Source organism: Brenneria tiliae, from assembly GCF_023347575.1.
In the GTDB taxonomy this organism is placed as follows: Bacteria; Pseudomonadota; Gammaproteobacteria; order Enterobacterales; family Enterobacteriaceae; genus Brenneria; species Brenneria corticis.
Map to the genome: position 1 here is coordinate 70,321 of NZ_JAKPCB010000102.1, position 22,810 is coordinate 93,130.

A 22,810-nucleotide genomic window follows, 5' to 3' on the forward strand; every position below is an offset into this window, starting at 1 on the left:
GGAGGGGGTAGCAACAGGCGTCGCCAGAGCGGTGATTCACCTACACCCCGCCGCCCAGCGCGTTATACAAGGTCACCAGATTGTTCAGCCGGGCCTGCTCGATGCCGATCAGCGTCTGCCGGGCGCTGTAGAGGGTGCGCTGCGCATCCAGCACGTTCAGATAGCTATCGACCCCTTCCCGGTAGCGCGAGTCCGCCAGCCGGTAGCTGCGTTCGGCGGCGGCGGCGTAATCCCGCTGCGCCGTAAGCTGCTCGTCGATGGTGGCCTTACGGGCCAGCGCATTCGCCACCTCCTGAAACGCGGACTGAATGGCCTTTTCATAGCTGGCGATATAGCCTTTTTTCTGCGCTTCGGCGTACTGCAACGCGGCGCGGTTGGCGCCGCCGTCGAAGATGGGCAGGCTCAGGCTGGGGGCGAACGACCACACCCCGGCGCCGTGGCTGAACAGCGAGGAGAGCGCGCTGCTGCCGACGCCCCCGCTGGCGGTCAGCGTCAGGCTGGGGAAAAACGCCGCCCGCGCCGCGCCAATATCGGCATTCGCCGCTTTCAGCGTATGCTCCGCCGCCAGCACGTCCGGGCGCTGCAGCAGCACCGCCGAGGAGAGTCCGGCGGATACCGGCGCCACCGCCGTTGCCAGCGTATCCAGGCCGTCAGGCAGCAGGGCATCGTCAACCGCCTGCCCCGCCAGCAGATCCAGCGCGTTTTTACTCTGCGCCGCCGCCGTGGTATTGCCGGCCACGTCGGCCCGCGCCTGTTGATACACGGTTTCAGCCTGCGCCACATCCACGCCGGAGGCGACGCCGTTGCGCTGCCGGTTGCGCGTCACCTCCAGCGAGTGCCGGGCGCTTTGCATGGTTTCCCGCGACAGTTGCAGATCGCTGCGCGCCGTCGCCAGCGCGATATAGGCCGTCGCCGTATCGGCAATCAGCGCCAGACGGGTGCTTTTCGCCGCCTCCTCCGTTGACAGATAACTCTCCAGCGCGGCGGCGCTCAGGCTGCGCGCCTTGCCGAACAGATCCAGTTCAAAGGCGCTGATCGCCAGATTGGCGCCGTAGCTCTGGCTTATCGCCGTGGCATTATTGCCCGACGACGCATCGCTGGTCAGCGCCCGGCTACGGGTGCCTTCCACGCCTGCGTTGACGGCGGGAAACTGCCCGGCCCGCTGAATGCCGTATTGCGCGCGCGCCGCTTCGATATCCGCCAGCGCCTTGCGCAGGTCGCGGTTATCGCTGAGCGCGATATCGATAACGCGCTGCAATTTTTCATCCACGATGACCGAACGCCACGCAATGGCGCCGGCTTCGGGCTGCGCGGACGAGGCGCTTTCGGACTGCGGCCAGGCCGCGGGCACCGGCGCGTCGGGACGCCGATAGTCCGGATCCAGCGACAAACATCCCCCCAGCAGCAGGGGTAACAGGGCAACGATAAATTGACGACTACGCATTATTCTTTCCTCGATGAGTCAACGCCAGGCAACGCTTTGTCGGCACGCTGGGGAAATACCCGTCTCACCAGAACAAAGAACATCGGCACCAGAAAAACGGCCAGCACGGTCGCCGTCAGGGTTCCGCCCACAATGCCGGAACCGATGGAAATACGGCTGTTGGCTCCCGCGCCGGAGGAGATCGCCAGCGGGAAGACCCCGACGATAAAGGCCAGCGACGTCATCAGCACCGGGCGCAGGCGGGTCGTGGCCCCTTCCAGCGCCGCGGCATAGAGCGTCGCCCCGCGCCGATAGGCGGTTTCCGCGAATTCCACAATCAGAATGGCGTTTTTCGCCGATAGCCCGATGGTGGTCAGCAGCGCCACCTGGAAATAGACGTCATTCTCCAGCCCGCGCAGCGTGGCGGCCAGTACCGCCCCCACCACGCCGAGCGGGATCACCAACATAACGGAAAACGGAATGCTCCAGCTTTCATACAGCGCCGCCAGACACAGAAACACCACCAGAATCGAGATCGCATACAGCGACAGCGCCTGCCCGCTGGCCAGCCGCTCCTGATAGGAGAGCCCGCTCCAGGCATAGGTGCTGCCTTGCGGCAACCGGTTCGCCAGCCGTTGCATTTCGTCCATCGCCGCCCCGGAACTCACTCCCGACGAACCGGTGCCCTGGATCTCATAGGACGCCAGACCGTTGTAGCGCGACAGGCTTTCCGGCCCGTAGATCCAGCGCGTGGTGGCAAAGGCGGAGAAAGGCGTCATCACGCTGTCGCCCGCGCTGTCGCTGCCGCGCACAAACCACTTATCCAGATCCTCCGGCTTGCTGCGCGAATCCTCATCGCCCTGGATATAGACCTTTTTCACCCGCCCGCGGTCGATAAAATCATTAACATAGCTTCCTCCCCAGGCGCTGCTCAGCGTCGCGGTGATATCGCTCATCGCCAGCCCCAGCGCGCTGGCCTTGTCATTATCGATATCCACCTGCAGCTGAGGCATCTGCGTCAGGTCGTTGGGACGCACCGCCGTCAGCCGCTCGTTTTTACCGGCCGCCGCCAGCAGTTCATCCCGCAGTTGCAGCAGTTTTGCGCGATCGGTGGTGCCGGTGGCCTGTAGCTCAAAGGTGAAGCCGCTGGACTGCCCCAACCCGTCCACCGCCGGCGGCGTCAGGGTAAAGACCTGCGCATCGCGCAGCTTGGATAGCGCCCGCGTCGCCCGCGCCGAAATCGCCTCGGCGCTGTTTTCGGCGCCGCGCCGCTGGTCCCAGTTTTTCAGCGCCACAAACGCCATCCCGGCGTTTTGCCCGCTGCCGCTGAAGTTAAACCCGGAAATAATGAAAATGGCTTCGGTATTCTCCTTTTCCTCGGTGAGGAAATAGCGCTCAATCGCTTTGCCCACCTTGGTGGTGCGCGCCTCGGTCGCTCCCGCCGGCAGGGTGAACTGCACCATGACGTCGCCCTGATCTTCCGTCGGCAAAAAACCGGACGGCAGGCGGATAAACATCAGGGCCAGACCGACAATCAGCAGCGCATACAGCACGATGTAGCGCATCGGGCTGTGCAGCACCCGGGCGACCTTGCCGGAGTAGCGATCCTGCATGCCCTGATAGCCCCGGTTAAAGCTGGCGAAAAAGCCTTTTTTCTCACCCCGGTGCGCCGCCGGTTTCAGCAGCGAGGCGCACAGCGCGGGCGTCAGCGTCAGGGCGACCAGCACCGACAGCAGCATGGAGGAAACGATGGTGATGGAGAACTGGCGATAAATCACCCCGGTCGATCCGCCCAGGAACGCCATCGGCAGAAACACCGCGCTCAGCACCAGCGCCACGCCCACCAGCGCGCCGGAAATCTCGCTCATCGACTTTTCAGTGGCCGCCGCCGGCGCAAGGTTTTCATCACGCATCACCCGCTCGACGTTTTCCACCACCACGATGGCGTCGTCCACCAGCAGCCCGATCGCCAGCACCATGCCGAACAGCGTGAGGGTATTGATGGAGTAGCCGAACACCGACAGCACGCCAAAGGTTCCCAGCAGTACCACCGGCACGGCGATGGTCGGGATCAGCGTCGCGCGCCAATTCTGCAGGAACAGAAACATCACGATCACCACCAGCAGGATGGCTTCAAACAGGGTTTTAACCACCTCCTCCACCGAGATTTTGATAAAGTCGGTGCTGTCTTTCGGATAGGCGATCTCGTATCCCTGCGGCATGGTGCTGACGAACTCCCCGACCTTGGCTTTCACCCGCTCCGCGGTAGCCAGCGCATTGGCGCCGGGGGCCAGCATCACGGCGATCCCCGCCGCCGGGTGGCCGTTCAGCCGCGTGACCGCGCTGTAATCCTCATCTCCCAGCTCCACGCGCGCCACGTCGCCCAGACGAACGATGGCCCCGCTGGATTGGCTTTTTACAATGATGTTGTTGAACTGTTCGGGCGTTTTCAGCCGCGACTGCGCCATGACCGTGGCGGTAAGCTGCTGATCGTCGCGGGAGGGCCGCGCGCCGATTTTACCCGCCGAAACCTGGGTATTCTGCGCTTCAATCGCCGAGGCGACGTCCGACGGCATCAGGTCGTAGGCGGCCAGCCGGGTGGGATTGAGCCAGATGCGCATCGCATACTGCGAACCAAAGACCTTGACGTCCCCCACGCCATCGACGCGGGCCAGCGGATCTTGCAGGTTGCTGACCATATAGTCGGCGATGTCCGCCCCGCTGGCTTTATCGGTGGTGTCGTACAGCGACATAATCAGCAGAAAGCTGGTTTGCGATTTGGTTACCGTCACCCCCTGCTGCTGCACGTCCGTCGGTAAACGGCTTAACGCCTGCTGTACCTTGTTCTGCACCTGAACCTGCGCCGTATCGGCGTTGGTGCCCTGTTTAAAGGTGGCGATAATTCTGGCTTCGCCGCTGGAGCTGCTGGACGAGGAAAAATAAAGCAGCCCGTCCAGCCCGGTAAGCTGTTGTTCGATGATCTGGGTGACGCTGTTTTCCAGCGTCTCCGCCGAGGCGCCGGTGTAGGTCGCGGTTATCGATACCGAAGGCGGCGCCACGTCCGGGTACTGGGCGATGGGCAGCGACTGGATCGCCAGTACGCCGGCCAGCATGATGACAATCGAGATCACCCAGGCGAATACCGGTCGATAAATAAAGAAACGAGAAAACATCAGGATTTCACCTCGGTCTCGACGGCCGCCGCATCGGCGGCGGCGGAGGTGGTTTCGACGGCCTGCACCCTATCGCCGACGCTCACCTTATCGGTGCCTTCGATAATCAGCCGATCGCCGGCGTTCAATCCCGCCGAAACCAGCCAGCGATTGCCGATGGCCCGCTCGGTCACCACCGAACGCTGTTCCACCTGCTGTTGATCATTGACCACCAGCGCGGTGGCGTTCCCTTTCGCATCCCGGGTGATGCCCGGCTGCGGCGCCAGGATCGCCGCCGGATCGCTGCCGTTGTCAACGGTGGCGCGCACATACATGCCGGGCAGCAAAATATGCTCGGCGTTGGGAAAGGTCGCCCGCAGGGTCACCGAGCCGGTCGACTCATCCACCGCCACCTCGGACAGCTGCAACTGCCCGCGGGAAGCGTAGGTTTCGCCGTTTTCCAGCGTCAGCGACACCGCCGGCCGCTCGTTTTGCCGCAAGCGCCGCAGCGCCAGACGCTCGCGGCTGGACTGGGTGAGATCGACATAGATGGGATCGAGCTGACGAATGGTCGCCAGCGCGGTGGTCTGGCTGGCGGTCACCAGCGCGCCGGGGGTAACGGAAGAGATGCCGATTCGGCCGGAAATCGGCGCCTTGATCTGCGTATAGGCCAAGTTGATTTGCGCGGTTTTCAGCGCGGCCTGTTTTTCCGCCACCGCCGCCAGGCTCTCTTCATAGCTGGTTTGCGCGTCGTCGGCATCCTGGCGCGACACCCCCTCTTCTTTAACCAGACGGGCGTAGCGCTGCGCCTTCAGCTTTGCCGCCCGTACGCCGGCCTGGGCGTTTTTCAATGCCGCCGCCGCCTCGTCATAGGCGGCCTGATAGCTGGCCGGATCGATCTGATACAGCACCTGCCCGGCCCGCACCTCGCTCCCTTCGGTGAACAGGCGTTGCTGAATAATGCCGTCCACCTGCGGCCGCACGTCGGAAACCATGCCCGCGACGGTTCTACCGTTCAATAGGCTGTTCAACACCACCGATTGCGGCTGCAACGTTTCGACGGTGACCTCGACGGCCGCGTCGGCCTGCGCCGGTTCGGCGGCACGTTCACAGCCGGAAAGTAAGACTACCAGGAAGAAAATAAAGCGTTTACCTTGCATGAAATCATGCCCTATAATTGAGAATGAACGTTCATTCTCATTATCAGGCAAGTGAGACCCACTCTTCTCACAAGATTACGTAAGGTTTTGGTAAAAGGTGATCGTTCTCACACAAGGAGAATTAACCAAGTGCAGCAGATAACCACCAAAACGGAGCGAACTATCGCCCGGCGCGACCAGATTATCGCCGCGGCGCGCCTCTGTTTCCGCCGTTCGGGATTCCACGGCGCGGGGATGGCGGAAATCGCCGCCCGCGCGCAGCTTAGCGTCGGGCAAATATACCGTTACTTCGCCAGCAAAGACGCCATTATTGAAGAAATCGTCAGCCGGATCGTCAACAGTAAACTGCACTTTCTGCGCCTGGAGGACAATCACCTGCCGCAAATGGCGCAAATGCTGGCGCAGCGCGCCCTGCCCGGCGATGAAGCCACGCGCGAGGACGACCATGCGCTGATGCTGGAAGTGACCGCCGAGGCGACCCGCAACCGCCGCGTCGCGGCGATCCTGCAAGAGGCCGACGCCAGACTGTTTCAGCAGGCCGTCGTCCTTCTGCAACGACAGTTTCCGCATCTGAGCCCGCCGCAAATCGCCGCCCGGGTCGAGCTGATGGCCGTATTGTCCGAAGGGACGGCGTTTCGCATGGTGACCAGCCAGAAAGCCTCGCCGGATAGGCTGAACCAGCTCTATCAGCATATTTTTCAATCCACTTTTTCCGAAACCGACGCCAATGAGTAAGACTATACGATCGTCCCGTTTGGGCTATGCCCTGGTTCTGGGGCTGCTGGCGGCGCTGGGCCCGCTGTGCACCGACCTCTATCTTCCCGCCCTGCCGGAATTAACCGCGGACCTGTCCACCTCCACCGCCGCCGCGCAGCTAAGCCTGACGGCGGGCCTGCTGGGACTGGGAACCGGCCAGCTGATTTTCGGCCCGCTGAGCGACAAGCTGGGACGGCGGCGGCCGCTGCTGTTTTCACTGCTGATTTTTCTGGCGGCGTCGGTGTGGTGCGCGCTGGCGCAGGACATCAACCACCTGATCGCGGCGCGCCTGATTCAGGGCATGGCCGGCGCCGGCGGCGCGGTGCTCTCCCGCGCGGTGGCGCGCGACCTCTATTCAGGCCATGAATTAACCCGTTTTTTCGCCCTGCTGATGCTGATTAACGGGCTGGCGCCGATCCTGGCGCCGGTGATGGGCGGCGCCATGCTGAGCATCATGAACTGGCGCGGCATTTTTATCGCGCTGTCGTTTATCGCCGCGCTGCTGCTGTTGCTTTCCGCCCTGCGCCTGCCGGAAACCCTGCCGCCGCAGCGCCGGGTGACCGGCGGCGTGGCGTCGTTGCTGGCCTCGCTGGGCAGCCTGCTGGCGCACCGCCAGTTTATGGGACTCTGTCTGGCGCAGGGATTCGCCGGCGCAGGCATGTTCGCCTATATCGGCGCGTCGCCGTTCGTGTTGCAGGAAATCTACCTGCTTAGCCCGCAAATGTTCAGCCTGTGCTTCGCCATCAACGGCGTGGGACTGATCTGCGCCGCGCAGATTTCCGTACGCCTGAGCCGCCACTGGGGGGAAATGCGCATACTGAAGCTGGGGCTGCTGATCGCCGCCGTATCATCGCTGCTGTTGCTGCTGGCGGCCGCTTTGCAGGCGCCGCTGATATGGCTGCTGGTGCCGCTGTTCTTCACCATTATCATTATCGGCATCGTCGGTCCCAGCGCGTCGGCGCTGGCGATGCAGAGCCAGGGGGATAAGGCCGGCAGCGCGTCGGCGCTGCTCGGCGTCAGCATGTTCACTCTGGGGGCGATAAGCGTGCCGCTCACCGGCCTGAACGGGATGTCCGCCCTCTCCATGGCGCTGACCATCGCCATATGCTACGGGCTGGCTATCGGCTCGTTTGCGCTGCTGGCGCGCCGGGCAAGGTAACGAGGCTCGCGGTTTCGGTAGCAGATCCCCGCCTACTGCCGCAGAAACTGTGTTAAGCGTCAGCGGTCAAGACACTTTTATTCATCATGCCTTAACCCCCCTCCGTCATGCCCGCAGATCCCCGCTTTCGCGAGGAGGCATCTCAGCAACACCGAGCCGCCAGCGGAAGCAGATCCCTGCCTACTGCCGCAGGGATGACGGAGGTGACTGCGGGGATGACGGAGGTGACTGCGGGGATGACGGAGGTGACTGCGGGGATGACGGAGATGACTGCGGGGATGATGGGGAGTAATTTTCCGTGGGGATGACCGGGGTGGTCGGGTAACCGGGGAATGACGGGGATATCCCCGCCAATTCGCGGGTCAGATGGCGCTTTCCGGGAACAGGAACGGGTTAATGCTGCTGCGGGAAAAACCCTCTTCCTCCATCTTCACATCCAGCACCAGCGACGCCAGATCGTCGGCCACCGCCTCAACGCGGTGATCCTTTTCCTGATACAGGATTTTCAGATAGGTGCCGCAGTGGCCGCAGCTTTCCGCCTTGATGGCCGCGTTTTCGCTGTCCAGCGACCAGTAATTCAGATCGCCGGACTCTTCGCAGTTGCTGCACTTCACCCGCACCATATGCCACTCGCTTTCGCACAGGTTGCAGTGCAGATAGCGCAGCCCGCTGCCTGCGCCCAGCTGCACCACGCCGGACACCGGCATGCTGCCGCACACCGGGCAGAACTGGCGGTGCTCGCCCGGCTCCGCGCGGGCTTTGCCGGGAATGTTCGCCGCCATCTGCGCCCAGAACAGCGACAGCGCCGCCCAGATAAACGGGGCCTTGTCGTTATTTTCCGCGCTGAACTGATGGCTGAACAACGCGCTCGCCATAGTTTCCAGCTCCTGAGCCGACGACTTTTCCAGATTTTCCAGCGTGGCCAGCACCTGTCCGTCGGCTCCGGGCTTAAGCTCTTCGATCAGCGCGCGCAGCAAGGTGTGCCAGTGCGCATCGCGCGGAAATACCTCGATATCCAGCGGCGGACGATTGCCGGCCTGCTTTAACACCTCGGTCAGATCCATCCGCAGCGGATGGTCGTGCAGCACTTTGCGCTGGGCGTCCACCACGCCGGCGACAAACGCAAGATAGTCGCCCAGCGGATGATCCTGCGCCAGCTGTCGCAAACGCTCGGCGCGGCTGCCGTATAAACTTTTCAGATTGGCGAACAGCAGCGGTGGAATATTTCCCGCCGCGTTCGATTTTTCATTACTTTCTAACTGTTCCTGAGGAACAATGCGGATACTCATCAGGGCTATTTTTCCTGTTGTTTACGTTGTAGCTCGCGATACCAGCGCGGATGATGCTTCTTCGCCCAGGAGGTAGACACCCAGCCTTCCACCATGGCGGTAATGGTTCCCTTCACCCATAAGGCCGCATAGATATGCACCATGATCACCAGAATAAGCCCTACCGCCGCCAGAGAATGCACCAGCAGGGCCAGCCGGATAAGCGGAATGGGAAATGCGTCGGCAAAGTACGGCCGCCACATCACAATGCCGCTCGCCAGCAGCAATATCAGGCTGATAATCGCCAGCCAGAACACACATTTCTGACCGAAATTATACCTGCCGGTGTCGCCGACTTCCTGATTTTTGGCAATCTTATGGATGTTTTTCGCCCATTCGATATCGTCGCGGTTAATCAGGTTGTGTTTCCAGTAGCGGAAAAACATTAACAGAAAAGCGATAAACATCACCACCCCCACAAAGGGATGCACGATTCTCGCCAGCTGCGGCGTGCCCAGAATATGCAGCATCCAGTTGAGCGAGGGAAATAAAAAACCCAGACCGCTGATAGCGGCGAACACGAAGCAGAAGGCCACAATCCAGTGATTAATGCGCTCCGGCGCGCTATAGCGCTGAATCCGCTTACTCTTTTTCATGCTGTTTGTCCTCATGATGCGCCTCGTCGGTTTCCCGTTCGTCGTCTTCCTCTTCCTCGACGCGGTTCGGGCCGACGCCGACGTAGTGGAATACGCTGGCGGCAAAGGTGGCGGCAAAGCCAATCGCCGCCAGCGGTTTCCAGATCCCTTTCCAGAAGGTTACCGTCGGGCTGATGCTGGGGTTATCCGGCAGGCCGTGATAGAGCTGCGGACGGTCCGCGTGGTGCAGAACATACATCACATGGGTGCCGCCCACGCCGGCCGGGTCATACAGCCCGGCATTTTCATAGCCGCGGGTATTGAGTTCGCTTACCCGCTCCGCCGCCAGATCCTTCATCGCCGCCTTGGTGCCGAAATGAATGGCGCCGGTCGGGCAGGTTTTGACGCAGGCCGGCTCCTGACCGACTGCCACGCGATCGACGCACAGGGTGCATTTGTAGACGCGGTTGTCCTGTTTATTCATTCTGGGTACGTCAAACGGGCAGCCGGCGATGCAGTAGCCGCAGCCAATGCACTGTTCCGACTGGAAATCGACGATGCCGTTGGCATACTGAATAATCGCCCCTTCCGCCGGGCAGGCTTTCAGGCAGCCCGGATCGGCGCAGTGCATGCAGCCATCCTTGCGGATCAGCCACTCCAGCTTGCCTTTCTCTTCCACCTCCGAAAAACGCATCACCGTCCAGGATTTCGCGCTCAGGTCGGTGGGGTTATCGTACACGCCGACGTTATGTCCCACGTCGTCGCGGATATCGTTCCATTCGGAGCAGGCGACCTGACAGGCCTTACAGCCGATACAGGTGGTGACGTCGATCAGTTTGGCGACCGGCTCCTGATGATCGCGCGCCTGCGGCGGCGGCGTCAGGGAATTCGTCGCCGAGCGACGGATAATATCTTGTGATTGCAAGGCCATAATCGTCCTCCGCTACGCCTTTTCCAGATTAACCAGGAACGCCTTGTATTCCGGCGTCTGGGTATTGGCATCCCCGACGTGCGGCGTCAGGATATTGGCCAGAAACCCTTTCTGCGTGGTGCCTTCAAATCCCCAATGACAGGGCACGCCGATGGTTTCCACCGCCCGGCCTTCGATCATCAGCGTGCGGATGCGCTTGGTGACCACCGCTTTGGCCTTGATATAGCCGCGTTTGCTGCTGAGCTTCACCATATCGCCGGCGCGGATGCCTTTCTGCCCGGCCAGCGCTTCGCCGATTTCGACAAACTGCTCCGGCTGGACAATGGCGTTCAGGCGCGCGTGTTTGGTCCAGTGGCGAAACAGTTCGGTAATGGAGTAGGTGGTCGCCACATAGGGAAATTCGGCCGCGTCGCCCATACGCTGGCGATCGGCGTCAAACAGCCGGGCCGCCGGATTAAAGCGCGTGTTTTCATGCAGCGGACTCTTCGCCAGAGGCGATTCCACCGGCTCGTAGTGTTCCGGGAACGGGCCGTCGGCGAGCTTGTCGATGGCGAACAGGCGCCCCAGTCCCTCGGCCTGTAAAATAAACGGCCCCACGCCGCTGCCGGGAGCCGCATTGCCGTAGTCGGGGGTGTCGATGCCGGTCCAGCGCTCTCCGTTCCAGCGAATCAGTTCGCGTTTCGGGTCCCAGGGGTTGCCCTGTTCGTCCGCCGAGGCGCGGTTATACAGAATGCGGCGGTTTTGCGGCCAGGCCCAGGCCCAGCCGAGGGTGCTGCCCAGGCCGGAGGGATCGGCGTTGTCGCGCCGCGCCATCTGGTTGCCCTGCTCGGTCCAGCAGCCGGTGTACACCCAGCAGAAACTGGCGGTGGTGCCGTCGTCGCGCAGCTGCGAAAAGTCGGCCAGCAGTTGGCCTTTTTTCAGCACCAGGTTGCCCTGTTCGTCGTAAAGATCTTCCAGCGCGTAGCCGTTGCCCTCTTTGGCCACCTCTTCCGGCGTCGGATCTTCCGGGTCGCGGTAATTCCACGCCATATTAAGCACCGGTTCAGGATTGGCGCCGCCCTCTGTGGCGTACAACTCCCGCAGACGCAGGAAAATTCCCGCCAGAATCACCCCGTCGTGCCGGGCTTCCGCCGGCGGCTCCGCGCCGCTGAAGTGCCACTGCAGCCAGCGGCCGGAGTTGACGATCGATCCGTTTTCCTCGGCGAAACAGCTTGAAGGCAGACGGAAAACCTCCGTCTGGATTTGCGCCGGGTCCACCTCGTTCAACTCGCCGTGGTTTTGCCAGAAATTGGAAGTTTCAGTGGCCAGCGGGTCGATAATCACCAGAAATTTCAGTTTTTTCAGCGCATCGCGCGCCTTGTTGGAGTCGGCAAAGGCGGCTATCGGGTTAAATCCCTGGGCGATATAGCCGTTGACCTTGCCTTCGATCATGCGCTGGGTGAAATTCAGCGCGTCATAGCTCTGATCCCACTTCGGCAGCCAGTCGAATCCCCAGTCGTTTTCTTTGCGCGCCTTATCGCCGTACAGGCTTTTCATCAGGCTGATAAAGAATTTCGGGGTGTTTTTCCAGTAGTTGACCTGATCCGGCAGCAGCGCCTGCGGCGTGATTTGCGCCAGATAGTCCTGCAAGGTGGTCTGTTTTTCCGACGGCAGATCCATGTAGCCGGGCAGGCGCAGGGAGAGCAGCCCCAGATCGGTGTAGCCCTGAATATTGGAGTGGCCGCGCAGCGCGTTGATGCCGCCGCCGATCATGCCGATATTTCCCAGCAGCAGCTGGATCATCCCCGCCGCGCGGATCATCTGCGAACCGGTGGTGTGCTGCGTCCAGCCCAGCGCATACAGAATGGTCGCCGTTCGGTCCGGCACGCAGGTGGAGGCCAGAATGTCGCAGATGGTGAGAAACTCGTCCTGCGGGGTGCCGCAGATGCTGGACACCACTTCCGGCGTGTAGCGCTCCACGTGCTGCTTCATCAGGTTCCAGACGCAGCGCGGGTGGCTGAGGGTGGTATCGCGTTTGGCGAAGCCGTTTTCATCCAGTTCGTAGTGCCAGGAGGCGCGGTCGTATTTGCGCGCTTCTGGGTCGTAGCCGCTGAAAATACCGTCATCGAAACGGTAGTCCTCGCGCACCAGCAGGCTGGCGTTGGTGTAGGACTTCACATACTCCATCTGCACCTTATTGTTGCCAAGCAGATAGCGAATCACCCCCAGCAGGAAAGTAATGTCTGAACCGGCGCGGATCGGGGCGTAAAGATCGGCGACCGATGCGGTGCGGTTAAAGCGCGGGTCGACCACTATCAGCTTGGCGCCGTTTTTGATTTTGGCTTCCACCGCCCAGCGGAAGCCCACCGGATGCGCCTCCGCCGGGTTGCCGCCCATCACCAGCACCACGTTGGCGTTTCTGATATCGACCCAGTTGTTGGTCATGGCGCCGCGGCCGAAGGTCGGCGCCAGCGCCGATACGCTGGGGGCATGACAGAGGCGCGCCTGCGTATCAATGCCCAGCATCCCCAGCGCGCGGGTAAAGCGGAAGTCCAGCATCCCGGTTTCATTACTCGCCGCCGACGAGCACAGCATGCCGGTGGTCAGCCAGCGGTTAACGGTCACCCCGGCGTCGTTTTTCTCGATAAAGTTGGCGTCCCGGTCGGCCTTCATCAGTTTGGCGATGCGCTCATAGGCGTCCCCCCAGCTGATGCGCTGCCATTTATCCGAGCCCGGCGCGCGGTATTCGGGATATTTCAGCCGCTGGTCGCTATGAATATAGTCAATCAGCCCCGCCCCTTTCGGACACAGTGCGCCGCGGCTCACCGGATGGTCCGGGTCCCCTTCGATATGAAAAATGGAGGGTTTGGCGTTTTTGGCGCCATCGCCCAGGCTATACATCAAAATGCCGCACCCGACCGAACAATAGGTGCAGTTATTGCGCGTCTCCTTCGCGCGCAACAGCTTATATTGCCGGGTTTCCGCCAGTGCGGCGGCGGGCGAAAAACCCAGCGCCGCGACCGTGGTTCCGGCCATGCCGCCCGCGCATATTCTAAAAAATTGTCGTCTGCTGACCTGCATGGAAAGTTCCTCGCACTACATGGCTCACAAGTAAATGAAACTCTTCTTTTTATAAGATGGAATAAAGCGATGGTTAGACCAGCCCAAAACCCCATTAACTATAGGTATTATGATGTGGATTAATAAAAGCTCAAATTTTTATCTAAATAATAACAATTTCATCACAAAATCGACGTTATTTGCGTAGCTCGTCACAAACTTATTGATTGATAATACAGGTGATAATCATTTGAATTATTTCGGGAATGGGAGAGGGATTGGTTTATATAAAAATTGAATGCGTGATGTTATTTGGGCGCGCACATAAAGTAACAGGCGACTCGGAGAACAACCGCTTCTCATCTGCGTGATGAAGCGTCTTTACTTGAGATAATGCGGAGAGAAAGAAGATTCCCGCCTGCGCGGGAACGACGATGGAGGCTCAACATCTCGTCCCAAATACAACAACCGTCGTCCCCGCGGTAGTAGGCGGGGACCTGCGGCTAGCGGGCGGCATACCGCTGAACGAAATCCAGCAGGATTTTACGCGCCCATACCGGTTCGTCGGTCAGTTGCATCATGCGCTCAACGTCAAAGCCCAGCTCACGCAGCCGGGCCTCATTGCGCCGCAAGCAGGCCAGCATGATCTGCGCATTGAATTCCGGGTGGAACTGTACGCTCAGCACCTTATCGCTGTAGCGAATGATCTGGCAGCGGTCGATCTGCGACGCGGCCAGAATCTCCGCCCCCGGCGGCGCGGCCAGCACCGACTGACGGTGGGTAAGATAGGCGGCGAACCGTGAAGGATGATGTCGCAGGCAAAGCGATTTTTCCGCCGCCGGGTGCAGCGTTACCGTCTGAATGCCCAACTCCGGGCCGTTGGGGTTGTCGCCCACCGTGCCGCCCAGCGCATGCGCCAGCAGCTGATGCCCGTAGCAGACGCCCAGCATCGGCACATCGGCGTGAAAGGCTTCGCGCATCCAGCCGGCGGTATATTCGCTCCACTCCAGCCGATCGGTGACCATCGCCCAGGAGCCGGAAATAATCGCCGCCGACACCTGCTCAAACGGCGGCAGCGCCTCGCCGCGATCCGGGCGGATCACCCGCAGCGCATCATGCCGCTCCGATAGCGCATCGGCGAACCATTTCCCCTGCTGCCCGACCTGAGCCGCAATATCTTCCGGCGGCTCGCCCATCTGAATAATCAACAACGCCTTCTCGCTCATCTTCCTTTTCTGCCTGTGGTAGCTGAAATTAACGGGATATCCCGCCGCTCGTAGCGCTAAGCGGGCGATATCATCGTAGCATTGAGCCGTTACGGCAGTACAGAACTCACGCCGCCGGCGGCGGCTGGCGATAGGCCAGCGAGAAGACGTCGTTAAAAACCACCCTGCCTTTGTGGTGCAGGATTTTGTCTATCCCCGTTTTCACGTCGGGCGGAATATGCTCATTGTTAAGCAGCTTATCCACCGCCGCCGCCGACAAGCGACGGGTGGTGAACCAGCCGCCGTTATAGCAGATACGCAGATCGCGCACGTCGATATCTTCAAAGCGATATTTGGGGCGAATGTCCAGCGACAACGCCAGTACCATCACCAGCACAAAGACGGTAAAGCCGACGGCGTAGTGCCAGCCGAAATAAGGGGCATAAAGCAGGATGGCCGCAACCGGAATGTAGCTAATCAACATCGTGGAAAAAAGATAGGGATGTGACTGCATAAATTTCCGGCTGAATCTGATCTTATTATCGTCGCGTTTTTCTTCCCGGTTAATTCTATCGATTTCTTCGCTCAGAATGCGTTTCACTTCATCCATTACCGCCACCGTTACGCTTACCAATATTGATTTCAGGGCAAAAATTGCGCCGACGCGCAATTAACAAAAATACAACATTACGTCCTGACTAAAGCATAGACCGAAAAAAGATAACAGGGGCAATTTACCCGGCGGCGGCGCAATGGGTTATGGCATCAAAGGCAGTTCAAGCTCCGGATCGATAAGGCTGTAAATCTGATTACCAAATACCGGCTGCTGTAAGAGCCGATCGACGCTTAGCGCCACATCCTGACGGGAGACCAGGCCCAGCGCCGCGTTGCCCTGCGTCAGCTGCGCATTGTGCGTGGCGACCACATCCAGCAATCCCCCCGGGCGGACGATGCAATAATCCAGCGAACTGGTCTGCAGCCAGCTTTCCGCCAGCGACTTCTCCCGCACCGCCAGGCCGAAAGCGGCTTTGGCGCGCGGCGACAGCAACGGCCATTGCTCGCCGCAGCCCATGGAGGTCACCAGCAGCATACGTTTTATCCCGGCCTGCTCGGCGCCGTCAATCACCACCCGGTGGCCCTGATAGTTCACCTCGCCGCCGCCCATGGTCGAGACGACGATAGCCGCTCGCCCCGCCAGGCGGCAGGCCTGCGCCACGGCGTCGGCGTCGAGGGCGTCGCCCTGCACCACGGTGACGCCCTGCCCGCGCCAGTGCGCGACCTGTTCGGCGTTACGCAGCACCGCCACCACCGGCTGCTCGCATTCAATGGCGCGCTGCAACAAACAGCGCCCCACTCCCTGACCCGCTCCAAAGAGTAACCACGTCATACCTGCTCCGGCTGTAGCTCAAGCGCCAAGGTACGGAACGCCTCAACCTGATTGGTTAACAGCTGGCGATGGCTATCCCGTCCGACAAAGATTTTAAACATAGCAGCTCCGGCGGCATTAAAAAACACCACAGACGCTGTGTCCATTGCCATAAACTTGCGCTCGATAAAAGCGATATGCCGGCAGTTTACCGCCCGAATATGCCCGCTCAGCCCATTCCTGCCGCGCAGGTTAAAGTAACCGTGGCGGTGCGTGCCGCTCGGCAATTCGCCTTTAAATTCCAGAATGGCGTCCGCCGTATGGCTGATTAACGTCACTTCCCCCCAACCGGCAATCGCCTCCCAGACCTGGTCGAACCGCTCGCCGGCGACCAGGATACGCTGCGCCGCGGGCAGCGCCTTAACCACGTTGAACAGCGAGGCGTCATACTGAGCGGCGATATCTTCCAGCGCGCCATCCGGCTCGGTCGCCAATAATTCATGCAATGTCATGGTTCGTCTCCTGTTAGTGGGCGTGTTCTTCGGCATCAAGCTGCGGAATAATCTGTTGTAGCGCCTGCATCAGGTTGTTCGCCCAGAAACGGCCGTCGTCGGTCAAACGCAGACAGGTGGAGTCATCGCGGGTCAGCCCCGCCTGGTGCCACTGGGTCAGCAACGGCTGCAGCTCGCCGGCGCGCCGGGTCAGTTGCGGCAAGCTCACCCGGCCGACCTCGATGCCGGCCTGCAGCTGATGCTGCCAGGGACCGGCCGGACTGGCGGGCGTCATCATCATGATCGGCTTGCGCCCGCCATCCAGCGTCTGATAATAGCGTTCCAGACTGCGCTCCATCATATACGACTGGCCGTTCAGGTTACCGCCGGCGCCGCTGCCCAGCGCCAGACAGTCCGCGCCCTGCTTTATCAGCAGGTTGTACAGATTGCGCTCGCGGGTGGTTCTGGCCCAATGGCTGTTGCTTAACTGATGCCAGCCGGCGTCCGCCAGAAAGGAGGCGCCGGTACGGTAAAAATCACGCCGGGCGGCGACATCCGGCAGTTCCACCCGCTTATTTTCCGCCGCTTTCGCCAACGGCGTGGTGGGCAACAGATTCAGGGCGTAGAGATCGACGCCGTCCAGCGGAAGATCGCTGACAATCGCCAGATCTTCCCGCCAGATCGCCGGCGTCTGCCCCGGCAGACCGAACATCAGGTCGCACACCACCGCGGCGCGATCGCGCTGGCACAGCCGCTGCAGAAAGCGGATGGACTGCCGTTTATCCGAGGTGCGCGCCATGCGCTGGCGAATACGGCTGTCAAACGTCTGAATGCCGATGGAAAAACGGTTGGCTCCCGCGTCCAGGCAGGCGTCGATGCGCGCATCGTCAAAATCCATCGCCCGGCCTTCGACCGTAATTTCGCAGTCGGGGGCGAGAGGCAATGAGGTGCGGATGGCGGTGATTATCCGCGCCAGTTCGCTCGCCGCCAGCGCCGTCGGCGTACCGCCGCCGAAATAGACCGCATGGATCGGCGCCGCCTGATGCAGCGGGCTGTCCGCCTCCATCGCCAGTTCCTGCAGCAGGTAGCGGGTGTAGGTTTCGGTACTGTCGTCACGCAGTTTATTCTGATAGAAACCGCAGAAGGTGCAGTGGGTGGCGCAGAAAGGAATATGCAAATACAGCAGACGCTTGCGGGCGGGTAAAACCTGCTGTTTCAAGGCGTGCCAGCCGGCGGGGATCTGTTCGGCCGACAGCGGCACATGGTTGCGCCAGGGCATGGCCATGCGCCGCGCGCCAAACGGTTGGGCGCCGGGCTGGGCATAATAGGGCGTCAAATCGATGTTCATTTATATCCATCCCTTCAAAGGCAATAGAATAATTAGATGATAATTATTTTTATTTATCAACGCGCCCGAACTCCCCCTGGCGGGCGATAGTTTATTTTAGCGGCGGATTTGCTTTCAATTAACCTATTTACATATTTTATTTAAAATAAAACCTACAAATTACTTTTTTATTCTTTATCTTTTTCATTATGTTAGACGGATTAACGTTTAATAATGTTATAAAAATGAAAATAAAAACCCCCGTATTAAAATTAATTAACCTGGCAAATCAAAAAATATCGCAAGTGCTTTACCAGATAAAAATGCGATACGAATCACATAATCGAAAACTCTCTGAAGTTTAATTTCCGCCCGCTTCGGGATAAAGAACACTACCCTGTTCGAACGGCTGTCTCTTAGTCACATATACTGTTAACGGTATATGTGAGTTCAGCGCTATTTCGTGCGCTAGAAGGCCGTCATTTCTATGCTATGTCGCAGCACGCGCCCGACGCAGGGTGGTTCAAGCGCCACCACCCTCCGGACCCGGGCTGTGGCTGAAATCACGTCGCTGACGCGATGCCTTCGGCGGTCGCCCCCTTTCCCGAACCGCCAGTGACGCGTTCCCGACGCGACACTGGCTTGCGCCGCTTCCCTGCGGCGCATTCGCGGGGTCGTCCACCTCAGCGTGATTTCTTACGCCGACGAAAAGCAAAAAACAAAGAACCAAGAATGAACCCAAGACCAGAATACACATGGCCTCTAGAGGTTCCTTGAATTTGTGTATAAGAGACAGGTTCTAACGGGGGGGGAGCTGGAGTCCGACTTCTATCTGCGCGCCGCCTCGCGCGCCAAAGATCACACCGTGGATAGCGAAACCCGCCACAGCGGCTGGGCCACCGCCAATCTGGAATTGACCGGCACCTTCGGTGACGAAAGCCAGTATCAGGTCACGCTGGCACTGAATAATCTGCTGGATAAACGCGACACCACGGCGCATGAAAGCATTCCGGCATCCGGTTTCAGCACCGCCATCGGCGCCTCTTTCTCTTTCTGACGGAGCAGAGTATGAAAAGGGCCGTGTCGGGGATCGTGCAAACCCAGGCCTGGAAGACTCAGCGCATTATCGCGCTCGAACAGGCCATTTTACTGGGAATGGGGCCGCGCGTGGCCGAAGCGGTGCAGGCGCTTAATCGGGGATTTTACCCCTGAGCGCCCGCAGGCGCTAATTGCGCCGCCGCGATCAGCGCCTGTCCCAGCGACAGCCCGCCGTCGCCGGCGGGTAGCCGCTGCGGTTGCAGCACCGTCAGCCCCGACAGCTGCTGATGCAACAGCACGGAGAGCAGGCGGTTATGCATCACCCCGCCGGACAGCGCCACCGTATGGATGCCGTGCCGCCGGGCGGTACGCCGGGCCAGGGCGGCAAATCCCTGCGCCAGCGCGTAATGGAACGCATAGGCCCTGTCGGCGGGCGCGGCGCGGTAATCCAGCCACTGTCGCCAGAAGGTCGCCAGATCCAGCCTGCCGTCCGCCAGCACCGGCAGCGCGACCGGCGGCCGCCACTGCGCCCGCTGACGCTGAAATCGCTCGCTGCGCCACGCCAGCGACTCCAGCCAGCAGGCCGCCTCCCCTTCCCAGCTTTGCGCCTCGTGCGGAAATCCCGTTGCCGCCGCGACGGCGTCAAATAACCGTCCGGCGGATGAGGCCGGCGGCGCGTTGATGCCGCGCGCAATCGCCCTGCTCAGCAAAGCGGCTGAGGACGCAGGGATCGCCGCGGCTTGCGGTAGCGATTGCCAGTCAGGAACAAAACGCAGCCACTGCGCCAGCAGGTTGCGCCACGGCTGGCGGGCGGCCAGATCGCCGCCGGGCAGCGCCACGGTGGGCAAGCCGCCGAGATGACGGCACTGGGCATAGTCCGCCAGCAAACACTCCCCGCCCCACCACTGGCCGTCGGCGCCATAGCCGATGCCGTCCAGCGCCAGACCGATAACCGGTCCGGCGTCGCGCGGCCATTGATGTTCCGCCAGACAGGAGACGATATGGGCGTGATGATGCAGCACCTCAATACAGGGAATCTGCCGCTGTTCGGCCAGCCGTTTGCCCAGGCGATGGCTGATATAGCCGGGATGCGCATCAACCGTCAGCGCGCCGGGGGTAAAACGGTAAATATCCTCAAACAGGTCGATTGACTGCTGGTACTGCCGCTCGACATCGCTGTCTTCCAGATCGCCAAGATGCTGGCTGACCACCGCGTTTTCATCACGCAGCAGGCAAAAGGTGTTTTTTAAATCCGCCCCCAGCGCCAGCAGCGCAGGCTGGCCGGCAAACCCCGGCGGCAGCGGCAGGGCGTCCGGCACGTAGCCGCGCGCCCGGCGCAGCATTTCCGCCCCGCTCTTGAATAACCCCTGGTGGCGCAGCCTGACCAGCGAGTCATCGGCCCGCTGCACAATATCCCGGTTATGCATTAACCAGCGATCGGCGATGGCGCCGAGCTGCTCCGTCGCCTGCGCATTGCTCAAGGCGGGAGGCTTGCCGCTGGCGTTGCCGGAGGTCATCACCAGCGGCAGATTAACCTGCGCCAGCAGCAGATGCTGCAACGGGTTGGCGGGCAGCATCAGCCCGACCTCGGACAGGCCGGGGACGACCGACGCCGACAGCGGGCCGTCCTCACGCCAGGGCAGCAGCACAATCGGCGCGGCGGCGCTTTGCAGCAACCGCAGCGCCGCGGGCATATCGTCGACGGCGGCGCATCTCTCAAGCCACGCGGCGTCCGGCGCCATCACGGCCAACGGCTTGCCGGGACGATGCTTGCGTTGGCGCAGGCGCTGCACCGCCTGGGTATTGGTGGCGTCGCAGGCCAGATGAAAGCCGCCAATCCCTTTAATCGCCACGATTTTCCCCGCCCGCAGGGCGCCGGCGGCCTGGCGGATGGCGTCTTCCCCCGCGGCCAGTCGCTGCGATGCGGCATTCTCCAGCCAGACCTGCGGACCGCACTGCGGGCAGGCGTTGGGCTGGGCGTGAAAACGCCGATCCGCCGGCTGCCGGTACTCGTCCAGGCATTGCGGACACAGCGGAAAATCCGCCATGGAGGTAAACGGGCGGTCATAGGGCATCCGGCGGATAATGGTAAAGCGGGGACCGCAGTGGGTGCAGTTGATAAACGGATAGCGATAGCGGCGATTGGCCGGGTCGTTGAGTTCGCGCCGGCACGCCTCGCAGGTGGCGGCGTCCGGCACCACCTGGGTATCCATCCGCCCGGCGCCGCTGTGTTCGATGACGAACGCCGTAGGTATGGCCGTCCACCGCCACGGCTGGCGGGTAATGCTGTCGATATGCGCCAGCGGCGGGCACCCGGCCGACAGCGCCTCGATAAAGCCTTCAATATTTTCCGACTGGTAAAGATAAATCAGCACCCCGGCGCCGTCGTTGCTGACGCTGCCGCACAGCTTCAGTTGCTGCGCCAACTGCCAGACATAAGGGCGAAACCCCACCCCCTGCACTTTGCCTTTTACGCGGATCTGAATGCCGTTCTTACCCAAAATATCTCCACGAATGTATCAAAACGGAATCTTCTTTTGTGTTTGTGGCGTAAGAAATTGTGCTGAGGTGGCAGTGAATGCCGAGTGAGCGACAGGACGTCGCGAAAGCCAGTGCCGCGCCGGGAGCGCGTCACTGGCGGCTCGATAAGCATTCACTGGCGCCGAAGGTATCGCGCCAGCGACACAATTTCAACCACCAGCCTGGGTTCATAGGGCAAGCGGCGTTTGAGCTGCCCTATGTCGGGCGTGGCGCGATATTCACAGAGAAATACCGCTACTTACCACGCACGAAATGATCACCTATGCTTGCATATAGCTGAAAAATGGCACCTAGCAAATCCTCGGCATCGGCTCGTTATGCGGCAGATCCAGCAGCCGCGAGGCGCCGAACACCCCGCACAGGCGAACCTGCGGTTTCTCCGTCACCGAACCGATGGTCGCCGCGTCACGGCCCAGCGGATGCGCGCGCAGCGCGGCCAATACGGCGTTTTCAGCCTCGGTTGACACCACCAGCACCAGCTTGCCCTCATTGGCGAAATTCAGCGCCTCCAGCCCCAGTATTTCACAAATGCCGCGTACCGCCTGCTTCAGCGGCAACGCGCTTTCGTTGATTTCCATGCCGTAGCCGCTGGCCTGGGCGTACTCATGCAGTATGGCGGTCACCCCGCCGCGGGTGGCGTCGCGCAGGGCGCGCACCCCGGCGATTTCGCGCAGGGGCGCGATCAACGGCGCCAGCACCGCGCAGTCGCTGGCGAGCTCCGCCTCCAGCCCCAGCTGTTCGCGCAGGTTAAGAATGGCGGCGCCGTGATCGCCCAGCGTACCGCTGACGATAATCTTATCCCCCGGACGAATCTCCCCGGTGCCCCAGCGAATATCCGTCGGAATCACGCCGATCCCGGCGGTATTGATAAAGATTTTGTCGGCGGCGCCGCGCGGCACCACTTTGGTGTCGCCGGTGACGATCTGTATCCCGGCGTCGCGGGCGGTTTGCGCCATGGATTCCACGATCCTGCGCAGGTCGGCGCCGGAAAATCCCTCTTCGATAATAAAACCGCAGGAGAGATACTGCGGCGTCGCCCCGCTGACCGCGATATCATTCGCCGTGCCGCACACCGCCAGTTTGCCGATATCCCCGCCGGGGAAAAAAATCGGATCGATAACGTAGCTGTCGGTGGTGAACGCCAGCCGATCGCCCTGCTGCGTCAACGGCGCCAGCGGCAGTCTGGCCTGATCTTCCCGCTGCCCCAGCAGCGGATTGTCGAACGCCTGCAAAAACAGCTGTTCAATCAACTGCTGCATCGCCCGGCCGCCGCTGCCGTGCGCCAGGGTAATTTCTTTTGGCTGCATCTCTTTTAGACT

General features: G+C 61.0%; 18 protein-coding genes. 4 read left to right on the forward strand and 14 right to left on the reverse strand.

The genetic code is table 11. The annotated features are described in order from the left end of the window. Positions 1-40: 40 nt before the first annotated feature. From MFP24_RS19000 to MFP24_RS19010, 3 genes are read right to left on the reverse strand one after another with little or no spacing between them, the layout of a single operon-like run. Complete coding sequence (locus MFP24_RS19000; protein WP_249231848.1) at positions 41-1,444, reverse strand: efflux transporter outer membrane subunit; 1,404 nt, start codon at positions 1,442-1,444, stop codon at positions 41-43. Further along, positions 1,444-4,596: an efflux RND transporter permease subunit gene (locus tag MFP24_RS19005; RefSeq protein WP_249231849.1), complete on the reverse strand. Its 3,153-nt coding sequence runs from the start codon at positions 4,594-4,596 to the stop codon at positions 1,444-1,446. Before MFP24_RS19005 ends, MFP24_RS19000 begins: the two co-directional genes overlap by 1 nt. Then, entirely contained in the window at positions 4,596-5,735 is a 1,140-nt protein-coding gene (locus MFP24_RS19010; protein ID WP_249231850.1) for an efflux RND transporter periplasmic adaptor subunit, read from the reverse strand. The genes MFP24_RS19005 and MFP24_RS19010 overlap by 1 nt, the downstream gene beginning before the upstream one ends. A gap of 129 nt (positions 5,736-5,864) precedes the next feature. Here MFP24_RS19010 and MFP24_RS19015 point away from each other — a divergent pair, with 129 nt between their 5' ends. Together MFP24_RS19015 and MFP24_RS19020 are read left to right on the forward strand one after the other, a co-directional pair. Next, the gene (locus MFP24_RS19015) at positions 5,865-6,470 is read left to right on the forward strand and encodes a TetR/AcrR family transcriptional regulator (RefSeq protein WP_249231851.1); all 606 of its coding nucleotides are present in this window, start codon (positions 5,865-5,867) and stop codon (positions 6,468-6,470) included. Further along, positions 6,463-7,650 (forward strand): multidrug effflux MFS transporter, encoded by a 1,188-nt coding sequence (locus tag MFP24_RS19020; RefSeq protein ID WP_249231852.1) that lies wholly within the window; start codon positions 6,463-6,465, stop codon positions 7,648-7,650. The genes MFP24_RS19015 and MFP24_RS19020 overlap by 8 nt, the downstream gene beginning before the upstream one ends. A 362-nt stretch (positions 7,651-8,012) precedes the next feature. Here the strand turns inward: MFP24_RS19020 and fdhE are convergent, their stop codons facing one another. The 9 genes from fdhE to hutW all read right to left on the reverse strand — a co-directional run bounded on the left by fdhE (position 8,013) and on the right by hutW (position 17,933). After that, positions 8,013-8,939 carry a formate dehydrogenase accessory protein FdhE gene (fdhE, locus tag MFP24_RS19025; protein WP_249231853.1) on the reverse strand — a complete coding sequence of 309 codons (927 nt, stop codon included), beginning with the start codon at positions 8,937-8,939 and terminating at the stop codon, positions 8,013-8,015. Positions 8,940-8,944: 5 nt separating this feature from the next. Next, positions 8,945-9,574 (reverse strand): formate dehydrogenase cytochrome b556 subunit, encoded by a 630-nt coding sequence (gene fdoI / locus MFP24_RS19030; RefSeq protein WP_249231854.1) that lies wholly within the window; start codon positions 9,572-9,574, stop codon positions 8,945-8,947. Beyond that, positions 9,561-10,484 (reverse strand): formate dehydrogenase subunit beta, encoded by a 924-nt coding sequence (gene fdxH, locus MFP24_RS19035; protein ID WP_249231855.1) that lies wholly within the window; start codon positions 10,482-10,484, stop codon positions 9,561-9,563. Before fdxH ends, fdoI begins: the two co-directional genes overlap by 14 nt. 12 nt (positions 10,485-10,496) lie before the next feature. Beyond that, positions 10,497-13,544, reverse strand: a complete 3,048-nt coding sequence (gene fdnG, locus MFP24_RS19040) for a formate dehydrogenase-N subunit alpha (protein WP_249231856.1) — start codon at positions 13,542-13,544, stop codon at positions 10,497-10,499. A gap of 482 nt (positions 13,545-14,026) precedes the next feature. After that, positions 14,027-14,749 carry a glutamine amidotransferase gene (locus MFP24_RS19045; RefSeq protein WP_249231857.1) on the reverse strand — a complete coding sequence of 241 codons (723 nt, stop codon included), beginning with the start codon at positions 14,747-14,749 and terminating at the stop codon, positions 14,027-14,029. A 106-nt stretch (positions 14,750-14,855) separates the two neighbouring features. Beyond that, positions 14,856-15,338 (reverse strand): YlaC family protein, encoded by a 483-nt coding sequence (locus MFP24_RS19050; RefSeq protein ID WP_249231858.1) that lies wholly within the window; start codon positions 15,336-15,338, stop codon positions 14,856-14,858. A gap of 147 nt (positions 15,339-15,485) precedes the next feature. After that, entirely contained in the window at positions 15,486-16,115 is a 630-nt protein-coding gene (locus MFP24_RS19055) for an NAD(P)H-binding protein (RefSeq protein WP_249231859.1), read from the reverse strand. Beyond that, complete coding sequence (hutX, locus tag MFP24_RS19060) at positions 16,112-16,606, reverse strand: heme utilization cystosolic carrier protein HutX (RefSeq protein ID WP_249231860.1); 495 nt, start codon at positions 16,604-16,606, stop codon at positions 16,112-16,114. The genes MFP24_RS19055 and hutX overlap by 4 nt, the downstream gene beginning before the upstream one ends. 13 nt (positions 16,607-16,619) lie before the next feature. Continuing rightward, complete coding sequence (hutW, locus tag MFP24_RS19065) at positions 16,620-17,933, reverse strand: heme anaerobic degradation radical SAM methyltransferase ChuW/HutW (protein ID WP_249231861.1); 1,314 nt, start codon at positions 17,931-17,933, stop codon at positions 16,620-16,622. 760 nt (positions 17,934-18,693) lie between these two features. Here hutW and MFP24_RS19070 point away from each other — a divergent pair. Continuing rightward, complete coding sequence (locus MFP24_RS19070) at positions 18,694-18,969, forward strand: hypothetical protein (protein WP_249231862.1); 276 nt, start codon at positions 18,694-18,696, stop codon at positions 18,967-18,969. Between the two features lie 11 nt (positions 18,970-18,980). Then, positions 18,981-19,124 carry a hypothetical protein gene (locus tag MFP24_RS19075; protein ID WP_249231863.1) on the forward strand — a complete coding sequence of 48 codons (144 nt, stop codon included), beginning with the start codon at positions 18,981-18,983 and terminating at the stop codon, positions 19,122-19,124. Here the strand turns inward: MFP24_RS19075 and hypF are convergent. Together hypF and hypE are read right to left on the reverse strand one after the other, a co-directional pair. Next, the gene (gene hypF, locus MFP24_RS19080) at positions 19,115-21,451 is read right to left on the reverse strand and encodes a carbamoyltransferase HypF (protein WP_249231864.1); all 2,337 of its coding nucleotides are present in this window, start codon (positions 21,449-21,451) and stop codon (positions 19,115-19,117) included. The two genes, MFP24_RS19075 and hypF, sit on opposite strands and share 10 nt — an antisense overlap. A gap of 330 nt (positions 21,452-21,781) precedes the next feature. Next, positions 21,782-22,798 carry a hydrogenase expression/formation protein HypE gene (hypE, locus tag MFP24_RS19085; protein ID WP_249232171.1) on the reverse strand — a complete coding sequence of 339 codons (1,017 nt, stop codon included), beginning with the start codon at positions 22,796-22,798 and terminating at the stop codon, positions 21,782-21,784. Positions 22,799-22,810: the final 12 nt, after the last annotated feature.

Excerpts from the sequence above, each read along its gene's own strand:
- MFP24_RS19000 (WP_249231848.1), bottom strand. The coding sequence starts at position 1,444 with ATGCGTAGTCGTCAATTTATCGTTGCCCTGTTACCCCTGCTGCTGGGG.
- fdoI (WP_249231854.1), bottom strand. The coding sequence starts at position 9,574 with ATGAAAAAGAGTAAGCGGATTCAGCGCTATAGCGCGCCGGAGCGCATT.
- fdxH (WP_249231855.1), bottom strand. The coding sequence starts at position 10,484 with ATGGCCTTGCAATCACAAGATATTATCCGTCGCTCGGCGACGAATTCC.
- MFP24_RS19050 (WP_249231858.1), bottom strand. The coding sequence starts at position 15,338 with ATGGATGAAGTGAAACGCATTCTGAGCGAAGAAATCGATAGAATTAAC.
- hutW (WP_249231861.1), bottom strand. The coding sequence starts at position 17,933 with ATGAACATCGATTTGACGCCCTATTATGCCCAGCCCGGCGCCCAACCG.
- MFP24_RS19075 (WP_249231863.1), top strand. The coding sequence starts at position 18,981 with ATGAAAAGGGCCGTGTCGGGGATCGTGCAAACCCAGGCCTGGAAGACT.
- MFP24_RS19010 (WP_249231850.1), bottom strand. The coding sequence starts at position 5,735 with ATGCAAGGTAAACGCTTTATTTTCTTCCTGGTAGTCTTACTTTCCGGC.
- hutX (WP_249231860.1), bottom strand. The coding sequence starts at position 16,606 with ATGACATTGCATGAATTATTGGCGACCGAGCCGGATGGCGCGCTGGAA.
- MFP24_RS19005 (WP_249231849.1), bottom strand. The coding sequence starts at position 4,596 with ATGTTTTCTCGTTTCTTTATTTATCGACCGGTATTCGCCTGGGTGATC.
- MFP24_RS19055 (WP_249231859.1), bottom strand. The coding sequence starts at position 16,115 with ATGACGTGGTTACTCTTTGGAGCGGGTCAGGGAGTGGGGCGCTGTTTG.
- MFP24_RS19020 (WP_249231852.1), top strand. The coding sequence starts at position 6,463 with ATGAGTAAGACTATACGATCGTCCCGTTTGGGCTATGCCCTGGTTCTG.
- hypE (WP_249232171.1), bottom strand. The coding sequence starts at position 22,798 with ATGCAGCCAAAAGAAATTACCCTGGCGCACGGCAGCGGCGGCCGGGCG.
- fdnG (WP_249231856.1), bottom strand. The coding sequence starts at position 13,544 with ATGCAGGTCAGCAGACGACAATTTTTTAGAATATGCGCGGGCGGCATG.
- MFP24_RS19045 (WP_249231857.1), bottom strand. The coding sequence starts at position 14,749 with ATGAGCGAGAAGGCGTTGTTGATTATTCAGATGGGCGAGCCGCCGGAA.
- fdhE (WP_249231853.1), bottom strand. The coding sequence starts at position 8,939 with ATGAGTATCCGCATTGTTCCTCAGGAACAGTTAGAAAGTAATGAAAAA.